The sequence below is a fragment of the Jannaschia rubra genome (assembly GCF_001403735.1).
GTDB classification, from domain to species: domain Bacteria; phylum Pseudomonadota; class Alphaproteobacteria; order Rhodobacterales; family Rhodobacteraceae; genus Jannaschia; species Jannaschia rubra.
This window is the reverse complement of record NZ_CXPG01000021.1, coordinates 125,591-138,924: the sequence shown is the minus strand read 5'-3', so window position 1 is coordinate 138,924 and position 13,334 is coordinate 125,591. Positions and strand designations below refer to the sequence as shown.

The 13,334-nt window shown below is 66.6% G+C and carries 13 protein-coding genes; 6 read left to right on the top strand and 7 right to left on the bottom strand.

The genetic code is table 11. From position 1 onward, the window contains the following. Positions 1-28 precede the first annotated feature (28 nt). From pstC to JAN5088_RS14185, 6 genes are all read left to right on the top strand, one after another. On the top strand, positions 29-1,492 hold the full coding sequence (pstC, locus tag JAN5088_RS14210; RefSeq protein WP_055683487.1) for a phosphate ABC transporter permease subunit PstC: 1,464 nt from the start codon (positions 29-31) through the stop codon (positions 1,490-1,492). Continuing rightward, a complete protein-coding gene (gene pstA / locus JAN5088_RS14205) occupies positions 1,489-2,832 on the top strand; it encodes a phosphate ABC transporter permease PstA (RefSeq protein WP_082430026.1) in 1,344 nt (447 codons plus the stop codon). The genes pstC and pstA overlap by 4 nt, the downstream gene beginning before the upstream one ends. A 14-nt stretch (positions 2,833-2,846) precedes the next feature. Next, a complete protein-coding gene (pstB, locus tag JAN5088_RS14200) occupies positions 2,847-3,632 on the top strand; it encodes a phosphate ABC transporter ATP-binding protein PstB (protein ID WP_055683486.1) in 786 nt (261 codons plus the stop codon). Positions 3,633-3,644: 12 nt separating this feature from the next. Beyond that, positions 3,645-4,364 (top strand): phosphate signaling complex protein PhoU, encoded by a 720-nt coding sequence (gene phoU, locus JAN5088_RS14195; protein ID WP_055683485.1) that lies wholly within the window; start codon positions 3,645-3,647, stop codon positions 4,362-4,364. Next, on the top strand, positions 4,361-5,047 hold the full coding sequence (gene phoB, locus JAN5088_RS14190; RefSeq protein ID WP_055683484.1) for a phosphate regulon transcriptional regulator PhoB: 687 nt from the start codon (positions 4,361-4,363) through the stop codon (positions 5,045-5,047). Before phoU ends, phoB begins: the two co-directional genes overlap by 4 nt. Positions 5,048-5,216: 169 nt before the next feature. Next, positions 5,217-5,984 (top strand): LuxR family transcriptional regulator, encoded by a 768-nt coding sequence (locus tag JAN5088_RS14185; protein WP_233489799.1) that lies wholly within the window; start codon positions 5,217-5,219, stop codon positions 5,982-5,984. Between the two features lie 54 nt (positions 5,985-6,038). Here JAN5088_RS14185 and tsf read toward each other — a convergent pair whose 3' ends face one another. The 7 genes from tsf to trkA all read right to left on the bottom strand — a co-directional run bounded on the left by tsf (position 6,039) and on the right by trkA (position 13,284). Beyond that, positions 6,039-6,914 carry a translation elongation factor Ts gene (gene tsf, locus JAN5088_RS14180; RefSeq protein ID WP_055683482.1) on the bottom strand — a complete coding sequence of 292 codons (876 nt, stop codon included), beginning with the start codon at positions 6,912-6,914 and terminating at the stop codon, positions 6,039-6,041. A gap of 69 nt (positions 6,915-6,983) precedes the next feature. Further along, complete coding sequence (gene rpsB, locus JAN5088_RS14175) at positions 6,984-7,781, bottom strand: 30S ribosomal protein S2 (protein ID WP_055683481.1); 798 nt, start codon at positions 7,779-7,781, stop codon at positions 6,984-6,986. A 150-nt stretch (positions 7,782-7,931) separates the two neighbouring features. Beyond that, positions 7,932-8,489, bottom strand: a complete 558-nt coding sequence (locus JAN5088_RS14170) for a lipid-binding SYLF domain-containing protein (protein WP_055683480.1) — start codon at positions 8,487-8,489, stop codon at positions 7,932-7,934. Between the two features lie 97 nt (positions 8,490-8,586). Further along, entirely contained in the window at positions 8,587-9,891 is a 1,305-nt protein-coding gene (gene hflX / locus JAN5088_RS14165) for a GTPase HflX (protein ID WP_082430025.1), read from the bottom strand. Between the two features lie 55 nt (positions 9,892-9,946). Beyond that, the gene (gene hfq, locus JAN5088_RS14160) at positions 9,947-10,204 is read right to left on the bottom strand and encodes an RNA chaperone Hfq (RefSeq protein WP_055683479.1); all 258 of its coding nucleotides are present in this window, start codon (positions 10,202-10,204) and stop codon (positions 9,947-9,949) included. A gap of 148 nt (positions 10,205-10,352) precedes the next feature. After that, positions 10,353-11,873, bottom strand: a complete 1,521-nt coding sequence (locus JAN5088_RS14155) for a TrkH family potassium uptake protein (RefSeq protein WP_055683794.1) — start codon at positions 11,871-11,873, stop codon at positions 10,353-10,355. A 28-nt stretch (positions 11,874-11,901) separates the two neighbouring features. Further along, a complete protein-coding gene (gene trkA, locus JAN5088_RS14150; protein WP_055683478.1) occupies positions 11,902-13,284 on the bottom strand; it encodes a Trk system potassium transporter TrkA in 1,383 nt (460 codons plus the stop codon). Positions 13,285-13,334 lie beyond the last annotated feature (50 nt).

Here is a 13,334-nt window from a genome sequence, read left to right as displayed (position 1 = left end):
GGTTTGAGCGCGACCGAGGAGCCTGCCGATGCCGCTGACCTGGGTTCTGCCCATCCTCATCGTTATGGGCCTTGTTGCCTATGGGTTGAGCAGGCGCCGTGCCATAGCTTCAGTGGCGGGCGATGCGCGGCGGTTGCACAGCCTGCCGGGGCATTACGGGCTCAACGCGCTTCTCGCGACGATGGTGCCCGCGCTGATCGTCCTGGCGCTCTGGACCGTGGCTCAGCCGTTGATGATCGAGCGGATGGTGGCCGCCGACTTCCCGCGCGACGCCGTGGCGCCGGGCAGCACCCTCGCCCTGACGCTCTCGGACGTGCAGCGCGTGGCGGAGGGGCTGGAGGATGCGGCGCGGGCTGGCGTCATCGATGCCGGCCGGATCGCCGCGATGAACTTGAAGGAGGCGACGGAGGCCCTGCGCGCCGGCGGCACCGTGATGGCCGCGCCGCTGACCGAGGCGGTGCTCACGGCGGCGGTGGAATACCATGCACGGACGGTGGCGATGCGGCGCGCGATGCTGGCGACCCTGCTGGCCGTGGCGGCGATCGGCGCGGTCTGGGCGCTGCACCGGTCGCGGGGCGAGTTCCGGGCGCGCAACGCGGTCGAACAGGCGGTCCGCCTGCTGCTGATCGCGGCCGCATCGGTCGCCATCCTCACGACGCTCGGGATTGTCCTGTCCATGCTGTTCGAGGCGATGCGCTTCTTCGACCAGTATCCATGGCAGGAGTTCTTCTTCTCGACCACCTGGTCGCCCAGCTTTTCGGGCCGGGGCGGAGCGTCGCAACTGGGCATCCTGCCGCTTCTGTGGGGCACGCTCTACATCTCGTTCATCGCGCTGGTGGTGGCGGTGCCCATCGGCCTGTTCGCCGCGATCTACCTGTCGGAATATGCGGGCAAGCGGTTCCGCACGGTGGCCAAGCCGCTGATCGAGATCCTGGCCGGCATCCCCACCATCGTCTACGGCCTGTTCGCGCTGGTCACGGTGGGGCCCTTGCTGCGCGATGCATTTGCGGAGCCGCTGGGCCTTGGCAATTCGGCGTCCTCGGTGATGACGGCGGGGCTGGTCATGGGCATCATGCTCATCCCCTTCGTGTCGTCCCTGTCCGACGACATCATCAGCGCGGTGCCGCAGGCGATGCGCGACGGGTCGCTGGGGCTGGGCGCCACGAAGTCCGAGACCATTCGGCAGGTGATCGTGCCGGCGGCGCTTCCCGGCATCGTCGGTGCGATCCTGCTCGCCGCCTCGCGCGCCATCGGCGAGACGATGATCGTGGTGCTGGGGGCGGGGGCCGCGGCACGGCTTGACCTCAACCCGTTCGAGGCGATGACGACCGTCACGGTCAAGATCGTGAGCCAGCTCACCGGCGACACCGACTTCGCCTCGCCCGAGACGCTGGTGGCCTTCGCGCTCGGGCTGACGCTTTTCGTGATCACGCTGTGCCTCAACGTGCTGGCGCTGTTCATCGTGCGCCGTTACCGGGAGCAATACGAATGACCGATGCAACGCGCGGAAACGGCCGGGCAGGGCAGGGCAGCCTGCTGGTCAGCGACGCGCGAACCGCCCGACGCAACGCGGCGGAACGCCGGTTCCGCATCTATGGCCTGCTCGCCGTCTCCATCGGCATCGTGGCACTTGTCGTCCTCCTGGTGTCGATCCTGGCGAACGGCGCATCTGCCTTCCGCCAGACCACGATCCGCATCGACGTGCCGCTCGACGCCGCGCGGCTCGACCCGTCGGGCACCCGTGATCCGGCGGCGATGGCCGGCGTGACGACGTTCCGTTATGCGCCGCTGCTGCGCGAGGGACTGGCTGCGACCATCGCGGCGGCGGGCATCGAGGCGGAGGTGGACGACCGCGCGCTCGACGAGATGATCTCGGACGAAAGCGTGGCGCAACTGCGTCGGCATGTCCTGGCGAACCCCGATCTTGTGGGCCAGACGGTTCCAGTGGAGGTGCTGGCATCAGGCCGGATCGACGGATTCTTCAAGGGGCGCGTGACCTATGCGTCGGCCGAACTCGACAGCAACGTGACGCCGGAGCAGCTTCGGCTGGCGGAGGAGCTTCGCAACGCGGAACTGCTGCGGACGGGGTTCAACTGGCGCTTCCTGACCGCGCCCGACGGCTCCGATACCCGGCCAGAGGCAGCGGGTCTGGGCGTTGCGATTCTCGGCTCGATCTACATGATGCTGATCGTGCTGGCGCTGGCGCTGCCCATCGGGGTGGCGGCGAGCATCTATCTGGAGGAGTTCGCACCGCAGAACCGCTGGACCGACGTGATCGAGGTCAACATCTCCAACCTGGCGGCCGTGCCCAGCATCGTTTTCGGCATCCTGGGGCTGGCCATCTTCATCAATTTCATGGGCCTGCCGCAGTCGGCACCCATCGTCGGTGGCCTGGTCCTGACGCTTATGACGCTGCCCACGATCATCATCGCCACGCGCGCCGCGCTCAAGGCGGTGCCGCCTTCGATCCGCGACGCGGCCCTGGGCCTTGGCGCGTCGAAAATGCAGAGCGTGCTTCACCACGTCCTGCCGCTGGCGATGCCCGGCATCCTGACCGGCACGATCATCGGGCTGGCGCAGGCCCTGGGCGAGACGGCGCCGCTTCTGCTGATCGGGATGGTGGCCTTCGTGCGGGAATATCCCGACGCGCCGCCCGACGGGTTCTTCGATCCCGCGACGGCGCTGCCGGTGCAGATCTACAACTGGACGCAGCGGGCCGATCCCGCCTTCGTGGAACGTGCGGGCGGGGCGATCATCGTGCTATTGTTGTTCCTGCTCGCAATGAACCTCACCGCCATCTTCCTGCGCCGCCGGTTCGAGCGTCGCTGGTGAAAAAGGGCCCTGACATGAACGACACGGGACTGACCGACACCGCCCCGGCCAAGATCACCGCGCGCGGGGTGCAGGTGTATTACGGCGGCACGCACGCCATCAAGGACGTCAGCGTGGACATTCCCGACAACACGGTCACCGCCTTCATCGGGCCGTCGGGCTGCGGCAAGTCGACCTTCCTGCGGTGCATCAACCGGATGAACGACACCATCGCGGTCGCGCGGGTCGAAGGCGATATCCGCATCGATGGCGAGGACATCTATGACCGGCGGGTCGATCCGGTGCAGCTGCGCGCCAAGGTCGGCATGGTGTTCCAAAAGCCCAATCCGTTCCCCAAGTCGATCTATGACAACGTGGCTTACGGTCCGCGCATCCACGGCCTTGCCAAGGATCGCGCAGATCTGGACGGAATCGTCGAAAGCGCCCTGCGCCGCGCCGCGCTATGGGAGGAGGTAAAGGACCGGCTGGCCCAGCCCGGCACCGGCCTGTCGGGCGGGCAACAGCAGCGTCTCTGCATCGCCCGTGCCGTCGCCACCGCGCCCGAGGTCCTGCTGATGGATGAGCCGTGCTCTGCGCTCGACCCCATCGCCACCGCGCAGGTCGAGGAGCTGATCGACGAGTTGAAGCAGAACTATTCCGTGGTCATCGTCACGCATTCGATGCAGCAGGCCGCCCGCGTCAGCCAGCGCACGGCGTTCTTCCACCTGGGCCATCTCGTCGAATACGGCGAGACGGGCCGGATTTTCACCTCGCCCGAGGATCCTCGGACGGAAAGCTACATCTCGGGCCGCATCGGCTGAGGGGAGGGGACCATGATCGGCAGCACCCACATCACATCCGCGTTCGACCGCGACCTCGAGGCGATCCAGGCCCTCATCATGAAGATGGGCGGCATGGTGGAGGAGGCGATCGGCAATGCGATCACCGCGCTGGCCGAGGGCGACGCCGACCTCGCCCGCGAGACCCGGCGCGGCGACAAGGCCATCGACGCGCTGGAACTGCGCGTGAACGAGGAGGCAGCCCGCCTGATCGCGCTGCGCCAGCCTATCGCCACCGACCTGCGGACGGTCCTGACGGTCTTCCGCATCTCGGCCGCGCTGGAGCGGATCGGGGATTATGCGAAGAACATCGCGAAACGGTCTGAGATCATTCAGGAACTTCATCCAGTGGACGGCGGGACCGCGTCGCTCAAGCGGATGTCGAAGTCGGTGCAGGTCATGCTCAAGGACGTGCTCGACGCCTATATTCAGCGCGACGCCGATCTGGCGCTGGACGTGCGCGCGCGGGACGAGGAAGTGGACCAGATGTACAATGCGCTGTTCCGCGAATACCTGACGCACATGATGGAGGATCCGCGCAACATCACCGCCTGCATGCACCTGCATTTCCTGGCCAAGAACATCGAACGGATGGGCGATCTGGTCACGGGGATCGCCGAGCAGGTCATCTATCTCGTGACCGGAGAGTTGCCGGACGAGGATCGCGTGAAGGCCGACACCACCAGCACGCTGGGCGGCGGCACCGCCGGATGACCCGACCTCAGGTGCTCGTCGTCGAGGACGAGGCGCCGCAGCGTGAGGTGCTGGCCTACAACCTGCAGGCCGAGGGTTTCGACGTTCGGGAGGCGACGGGCGGCGACGCGGCACTGGACCTTGCGCGGGAGGAGCCGCCGGACCTCATCCTGCTCGACTGGATGCTTCCGGGCGTGTCGGGACTGGAGGTTTGCCGGCGATTGAAGTCGGCTCCGGGGACGCGGTCCATTCCGGTCATCATGCTGTCGGCGCGGTCAGAGGAGATCGACCGCGTCCGGGGGCTGGAGACGGGTGCGGACGACTACATGGTAAAGCCGTATTCCGTCGCCGAACTGATCGCGCGCGTCCGAACGCAGCTTCGGCGCGTCCGGCCGTCATCGGTGGGTGAACGGCTGACGTTCGACGACCTGACGGTCGATACGGGCGGACATCGGGCATTCCGCGATGGCGTCGAACTCCGGCTCGGGCCCACGGAGCTGCGCTTGCTCATCACCTTCATGGAACGTCCGGGCCGCGTCTGGTCGCGCGATCAGTTGCTGGACCGGGTCTGGGGGCGAGACGTCGATGTGGACAGCCGGACGGTCGACGTGCATGTCGGCCGGTTGCGAAAGGCGCTGCGGGTATCGTCCATGAAGGACGACCCGATCCGCACCGTACGGGGGGCGGGCTATTCATTGGAATGACGCATGGTATCAGGGAGTTGTCGGGACAAGTTGATGCCCGAGGCCGTACGGGTGCCGGAAACGTTAGCTTTCTGATAACCTGAATTATGTAATAGCTAGTGAAAGGCTCGACAATCGCCGCGGCCTTGCCCTAACCTCGGCTCAACCGCCCGCAGGTATCGAGATCGACGTGCCGAGCGCCCTGACTGACACCGACCGGTTCCTCCTCTCCATCACCCGTACCACGGAGATGGAGGCGCTTTGGTCCGACCTGCAGGACCGGCTGCGGAGCTATGGGTTCGACCGCATCCTCTATGCCGCGACGAATTTCCGCACTGACCATAGCGCGGGAGATCTGAAGGATGCGTTCATCCTGACCAATTACCCCAAGGATTTCACCGACGATTACCTCGAAGGCGGCCTGTTTCGCGATGCGCCGATGGTCCGCTGGGCCATGCAGAACGTCGGAACCCTGTCCTGGGGCGAGATCGTGCGCGATGCGGTCGAGGGTCGGTTGTCGCCTGCGGCGATGCGCGTGCTGGAGTTCAATCGGCGCCATGGCGTCATTGCGGGCTATGGCATCAGCTTTCCGCGCATCTCGGCGCGCACGGGACACGGGATCGGCCTTGGCACGACCCTGATGACGCAGGCGGAGGTCGATGACCTCTGGTTGTCGAAGGGCCAGGAGATCGAACTCATCTGCCATGTCGCGCATCTGACGATGCTGTCCCTACCCCACGGTCTGCACGGTCGCACCCTGACCGATCGGCAGCGCGAGGTGCTGGAGCTTGTCGCCGACGGCAAGACCACGCAGGATGTGGCGATCCTGCTGGGACGCAATCCCGCGACGGTGGAAAAACACTTGCGTCTGGCCCGCGCAGCGCTCGACGTGGAGACAACGGCACAGGCGATCCTGAAGACCAGCCTGCAGAACCAGTTCTTCCGCTACTACGCCTGACGCGAAAAACGGCGCCGGACTGACCCGGCGCCGCCTCGATGAATATGGCTGACCTCAGCCTTTGCCGACGGCCGCGACTTCGGCGGCGAAATCCTCGACCACCTTCTCGATGCCTTCGCCGACTTCCAGCCGGACATAGCCCGTGATCTCGACGCCCGCATCCTTGGCGGCCTGACCAACGGTCACGTCGGGGTTCACGACGAACTGCTGGTTCAGCAGCGTCACCTCGGCCATGTACTTCTTCATCCGGCCTTCGATCATCTTGTCGATCACCGCGTCGGGCTTGCCCGATTCACGCGCGATGTCGATCTGGACCTGACGCTCCTTGTCCACGACCGACGCGTCGAGATCCGCTTCGGATAGCGACGCGGGGTTCGCGGCGGCGACATGCATCGCGACCTGCTTGCCGAACTCGTCGTTCGGGCCCGACAGCGCGACGAGCACGCCGATCTTCCCCATGCCCGGGGCGGCGGCATTGTGGACGTAGGACACGACCGAGCCGCCCGACAGGCGGACCATCCGGCGCACCGACATGTTCTCACCGATGGTGGCGATCTTGTCGGTCAGCGTGTCCTCGACCGTCTTGCCGTCGACCTTCGCGGCCTTCAGCGCGTCGATGTCCTGCGCATCCAGCGCGGCGTTGGCGAAGGACGCGACCATCTTCTGGAAGTCGGCGTTCTTGGCCACGAAGTCGGTCTCGGAGTTGACCTCGACCGCGACGCCCTCGCTGTCGCGCACGGCGACGGCCACCAGGCCTTCGGCGGCGGTGCGGCCCGACTTCTTCGCGGCCTTGGCCAGACCCTTGGTTCGCAGCCAGTCGACGGCGGCTTCCATGTCACCGTCGGTTTCGGTCAGCGCCTTCTTGGCGTCCATCATGCCTGCGCCGGTCGAATCGCGCAGTTCCTTCACCATCGCAGCGGTAATCGCCATGATCCGGTCTCCTGAATGATTGGGTCGGGCGCAGCCGGTCGGCCGCGCCCTCAAGTTGTCCCGCGGGCCTCAGGCCTCGGCGGGGGCTTCCTCGGTGGCGGGCTCGACGGCCTCGCCGGGATCGACCTGCTCACCGGCGCCGTCTTCCATGGCACCGATGTCGACACCGGCGGCGCCAAGCTGCGCCGACATGCCGTCGAGCGCCGCGCGCGCGACCAGATCGCAATAGAGCGAGATGGCACGGGCGGCGTCGTCGTTGCCCGGAATGATGTAGTCCACGCCATCGGGCGAGCAGTTGGTGTCGACGACCGCGACAACCGGAATGCCAAGCTTCTTGGCTTCGAGAATTGCCAGGTCTTCCTTGTTCACGTCGATCACGAACAGAAGGTCCGGCAGGCCGCCCATCTCCCGGATGCCGCCCAGCGAAGCCTGCAGCTTCTCCTGGTCACGCTCCATGCCAAGGCGTTCCTTCTTGGTCAGCCCCTCGAACCCCTGATCGGCTGCCTCGTCGATGGACTTCAGGCGGTTGATCGAGTTCGACACCGTCTTCCAGTTGGTCAGCGTGCCGCCCAGCCAGCGGTGGTTCATGTAGTACTGCGCGCAACGCTCGGCGGCTTCGGCGACGGGCTTCTGCGCCTGGCGCTTGGTGCCGACGAACAGGATGCGGCCGCCGCGGGCCACGGTATCGCGCACGACCTGCAGCGCCTGGTCCAGCAGCGGAACCGTCTGCGTCAGGTCCATGATGTGAATGCCGTTCTTGGCGCCGTAGATATACGGCCCCATGCGCGGGTTCCAGCGTTGGGTCTGGTGGCCGAAGTGAACGCCGGCTTCGAGAAGCTGACGCAGCGAGAAATCAGGCAGAGCCATGTCTCATGTCCTTTCCGGTTTGAGCCTCGGCAGGGGATCAGAGCATGACGCTCAACCGGTGGACCTGCGGGGATGTCTCCCCCGGAGGCCCGCCCCCGCCTGTGAAGTAGCGCCGCCATAGCCGGGCGGCGCGGAATGTTCAAGCCGCGATCAGGGGATGATGCGGGTGTATTTGACGCCTTCCAGTGTGGCGCCGGCCAAGAGCCCCGCCTGACCGAACACCACCGCGACGACCGGCATCGTCAGCTTATTGGTATCGGTGCCGATGTTGCGCCCTTCCGACGGGGTCGCGTATTGCAGATCGGCCCCAGCCGTCCAGCCCGGCGCGCTGCGAAAATTGGCGAGCGCCGGCTGCGTCATGAAAAACAGCGCGTGGCTGTATTGCTGCCCCCCGATCTGGAGACCGACCGATGCGCTGGCCACGGAATAGTAATCCACCGTCACACCGTCGATCCGCAGGGCCCCGCGTCCATAGGCCCCGCCGAAACCGAAGCCGGCCTGCGTCACGACCGGCATCATCAGGATGCCTGCCGCCTTGCCGGCCAGAACCTGCGTGTCGGGCAGGGTGTCGTACATGAAATTGAAAGCCGCATCGACGCGGCCGTCGATGCGACTGGCGCCGTCGCTGCCGATCCCGTTGCCGCAGGCGGCGAGGGCAAGGGGCGCAGAGGCCGTCGCAAGGAAACGACGACGCGAAAATGCGGTCATGGGGTGTGTCCTGTCCAATGTCTGCTCAAACCCGGTCGAAGTCTGACGCCCCGATCCGTGCGCGACGATAGCAGCCGTGAGGCGACCTGTCACCCCTTCAAGGGTGCCATGGGCCGGGTGCTGCCGGCGGCGCCGCGTCGTCCGTGCCTTTGGTGGGGTCGGTCATCAGATCGGGGAACGTTGCCGCGAACCGCGAGGCCTGCCGCTCGGTCCAGCGCAGCGAAACGCGCGTGCCATCCCCGCCCTGCGTCTCGGACCGGATCGCGCCTTCGTCGTGCAGCCAGGCACGGGCGCGTCCCGCGGCGAAGGGCAGCGTCAGCACGTCCTCGCGCAGCGCTGCCGTCAATTCGCCCGCGATCCGCTGCAACAACGCGTCGAGCCCCTGCCCCGTCAGTGCCGAACCGAGATACACGTCGTCGCGCCGCGCGGCCAGGTTCGTGGCCGTCGCGCGTCCTTCGTCGTCCAGCGCATCGGCCTTGTTCCACAACTCCAGCCGCGTCACCTCGTCCGACACGCCGAGATGTTCGAGGATGGTGTCGACGTCGCTGGCCTGAAGCTCCGATTCCGGGTGGCTGATGTCACGGACGTGGACGATGAGGTCGGCGTCCAGCACCTCCTCGAGCGTGGCGCGGAAGGCGGCGACCAGCTGCGTCGGCAGGTCCGAGATGAAGCCGACCGTGTCCGACAGGATCACGTTCAGCCCGTGGGGCAATTCCACGGCGCGCATCGTCGGGTCGAGCGTGGCGAACAGCATGTCCTTCGCCATCACCTCAGCCCCCGTCAGGCGGTTGAACAGGGTCGATTTTCCCGCGTTGGTGTAACCCACCAGCGCCACAACGGGATAGGGCACCTTGGCACGCGCGGCACGGTGCAACTCGCGCGTCTGCGCCACCTTGGCCAACTGGCGCTTCAGTTTGACCATCTGCTCGTCGATGGCGCGGCGGTCCGCCTCAATCTGCGTCTCCCCCGGTCCGCCGACGAAGCCCAGACCGCCGCGCTGCCGCTCCAGATGGGTCCAGGCGCGGACGAGGCGCGTGCGCTGATAGGAGAGGGCTGCCAGCTCCACCTGAAGCACGCCTTCGCGGGTCGCCGCACGGTCGGCGAAGATCTCCAGGATCAGCCCGGTCCGGTCCAGCAGCTTGACCTTCCATTCACGTTCGAGATTGCGCTGCTGCACGGGGGTCACGCTGCCGTCGATCAGGACAAGCTCGATCTCGTCCACCTCGATCCGCTGCTTCAGTTCGGCGACCTTGCCCTTGCCGAACAGCATGCCCGGATGCGGCTTCGGCAGGCGCACGACATCGCCGCCCGCCACGTCGAGACCGGGCAGCGCATTGGCAAGCGACACAGCCTCCTCCAACGAATGTTGCGGGGTCCGGCCGGAGCGGTCGCCTGCGCGCATGTCGGGATGCAGGACCAGCGCGCGGGTGTCGCGCGCCTGCGTCTCATGCGTCTGATCAGGAGGATTCGCCAGAAGCCGCCTCTTCCTCGCCGCTGTACAGGCTGATGGGCTGAGCCGGCATCACTGTTGAAATGGCGTGCTTGTAGACAAGCTGCGATTGTCCGTCGCGGCGTAGAAGAACGCAGAAATTGTCGAACCAGGTAATGACGCCCTGCAATTTCACGCCGTTTATCAGAAAGATGGTGACAGGCACCTTTGTCTTCCGGACGTGGTTGAGAAAAGCGTCCTGAAGGTTCTGCTTGTCGGATGCCATGGTGCAAATCCCTGTTCCGCGCCCGTTCGCCGGACGTCCGTTGTCCAATTCCAGAGTTATGGGGCGGCGATCACGAAGTTTCCACCCCTGAAACACAGGATTCCCACACGCCCCGGCGACGCCCTGCCAACCCCGTTCTGCCGCGAGGTCAATCGCGCCAGAAATTCGGGTTGAGAAGGGCGAACAGCGCCAGCACCTCCAGCCGTCCGATCACCATGGTCGCGGCGGCGATCACCTTCGACGCGTCGGGCAGCGTCGTCAGCGTTCCCTTTCCGCCCAGCACGATCTCGGCCAGCGGCCCCGTTGTGGTCAGGCAGGCCACCGCGAGCGCCAGCGCATCCTCGAAATCCAGCCCGGTCAGCGTGAAGGCGAGGGTCACACCGGCCATGGTCGTGGCGAACAGCATGAAGAAAACCCAGGCCGCCTCGATCCCGCCCGACGGAATGCGCCGGCCCCTGCCCTGCATTCCGGCGACCGAACTGGGATAGACCAGCACGCTCATCTCGCGCTGGCCATGGGCATAGAGCGTATAGATCCGCAACAGCTTGACGCCGCCGGCCGTAGTCGCCACGCCGCCCCCGAACATGGCCAGCCCCAGCAGCAGGACCGAGGGCGTGCCGAGGCCGGACCACGATTGCGCGGCCTGCCAATGCGCGCTCTCGAACCCGGTCGTGGTGAGGAACGACAGTACCGTGAAGGCCGACCCCCAGAGCGCGCCCAAGGCCCCGCCCACATCGTCGGTCGTGCCCACTTCGAACGCGGCGATCCAGTGACGCGCGAACAGGGCCACAGTCACCGCGACGACCAGCATGCCGGCAATCCGCAGTTCCCGGTCCTGCGCCAGATGGCGCATGCCGTCTCGGTTCATGTCGGTCGAGAACGTCTGTCGTGACAGCGCGAACATGAGGAAGGCGGCGATCGCCACCTCGCCGCCGATGCCCGCCGTGCTCCGCGCGATCGTCGTGCCGTCCGAAATGCCCGAGGTCGACATCGTCGACATCGCGTGGATCAGGGATGTGGTCGCCCCCTCCCCCGCGATGGTCAGGATTGCCCAGAGAATTCCGGTCAGGCCGAGATAAATCGGACCGAGCGTCACCATGGCGCGAAAGACGCGCAAGTCGGGGTTCATCGCCTGTCCGTCGGTGCGGGTCTGCTCCAGGTCGGCGTGGCGACGCACGTTGCCTTCCGCCACCTCATAACCGCCAAGGTTCAGGGGCGCGAGCACGGCGACGGCGGCGACCCAGACGACCAGACCGCCCTGCCAGGCGACGAAAGCCCGCCACAGGTGAACCGTCTCGGGCAGGCGGTCGGCGGGAAACAGGCTGCCGCCGGTCGTGGTCATGGCGGCGACCATCTCGGTATAGACATTGAGGAACCGCGTGTCGGACACGATGTCCGACACGGGCATGGCCGCCATGACGGGCAGAATGGTAAATGCGCCCAGCAGGGCGACCAGATGGCTGCGCGTGATGTTGCGCGACCTGTCCCGGGCGGTCGCCACGGCCAGCGCGGCCAGCACGGCAAGCAAAAGCACGCCGTTGTAGAAGAACGCCTGCGCGACCCGATGGGCGTCGATGCTGAGGGCGTGCAAGGCGGGCACCATCATCGACGCCGCATGGAATGCGGCAAGCTGCACGAACAAGGGCACCCGTCGCAGGACGCCGCCCATCATGCCGGTCCGGGGCCGCGGCGGTGCATCAGAAGAAGTCCACCTGAACCTGAAGCAGGCGCTCCACCTCCGGCACGTCGGGGCTCAGCGCGAAGATGGCGACGACGTCGCCCTCCTCGATCCGGGTCGACCCATCGGGCCGGTTCACGCGCCCGTCCTCCTTCTGAATGGCACCGACCAGCGCGCCTTCGGGGAACTCGATCTCCCGGATCAGGCGGCCGGCCATGGGCGAGGTCGACAGCACCTGCGCCTCGATCACCTCGGCCTCGGCGTCGCCCACGGAATAGACGTTGCGGACCCGCCCGTGCCGGACGTGACGCAGGATCGACGACACCGTTGTCTGCCGCGGGTTCACATAGGCGTCGATGCCCAGCGTTCCCAGAAGCGGCACCAGCGTCGGATCGTTGATGAGCGCGATGGTCTTGTCGCAGCCCGCCGCCTTGGCCCGCACGGCGGCCAGCATGTTCGTCTTGTCGTCGTCGGTCACGGTCAGCACGGCATCGGCGCGTTCGATTCCCGCCTCGCGCAGGATCTCGATGTCGAGGCCGTCGCCCGAGAGGACGATGGTCCGCACGAGCGCCTCCGCCGCGCGTTCGGCGGACTTGCGGCTGCGTTCGATCATCTTGGCCCGGATGCGCTCGGGCGCGGCCTCCAGGGCCTGCGCCACGGCCAAGCCGACGTTGCCGCCGCCGATGATGACCACCCGCTCCTGCCGCCGCACCGTCTTGCCGAAGATCTCGCGCGTACGGGTCAAGTCCTCGGAGTTGCACAGCACATAGATTTGGTCGCCAGCCTTGAGCTGGTCGCGCGGTTCGGGCGCGAACAGGCGGCCGCCGGGTCGCCGGACGCCAACGACGACGGCGCGCAGCGTGCTGAACAGCTCCGATAACTGGCGCAGGGGCGTGTCGAGCACGGGGCAGTCGGCGTCGAGCGACAACCCGATGAACTGCGCCTGGCCGTCCATGAACTCCTCGACGTCGAAGGCTTCGGGCGCGCGCAGGCGGCGCAGGGCTGCCTCCGCCACCTCCCGCTCGGGCGAGATGACGACGTCGATGGGCAGATGGTCGCGGCGGTAAAGGTCGGCACGCACTGCGCTGAGGTAGGACTGCGCGCGCAGGCGCGCGATCTTGCGCGGGACGGTAAAGATCGAATGGGCCACTTGGCAGGTGACCATGTTGACCTCGTCCGAATGGGTCGCCGCGATGAGCATGTCGGCATCCTGGGCCCCCGCGCGTTCCAGCACGTCGGGGTAGCTGGCGAAGCCGGTGATGCCCTGCACATCCAGCGTGTCGGTCGCGCGGTGGACCAGTTCGGGGTTGTTATCCACGACCGTCACGTCGTTGCGTTCGCCCGACAAATGCCGCGCGATCTGCCAGCCGACCTGCCCCGCGCCGCAGATGATGACTTTCATGGAATGCCCCCGCGGCCCCGGATCAGACGGCTTGGATAGGCCCGGCCGCC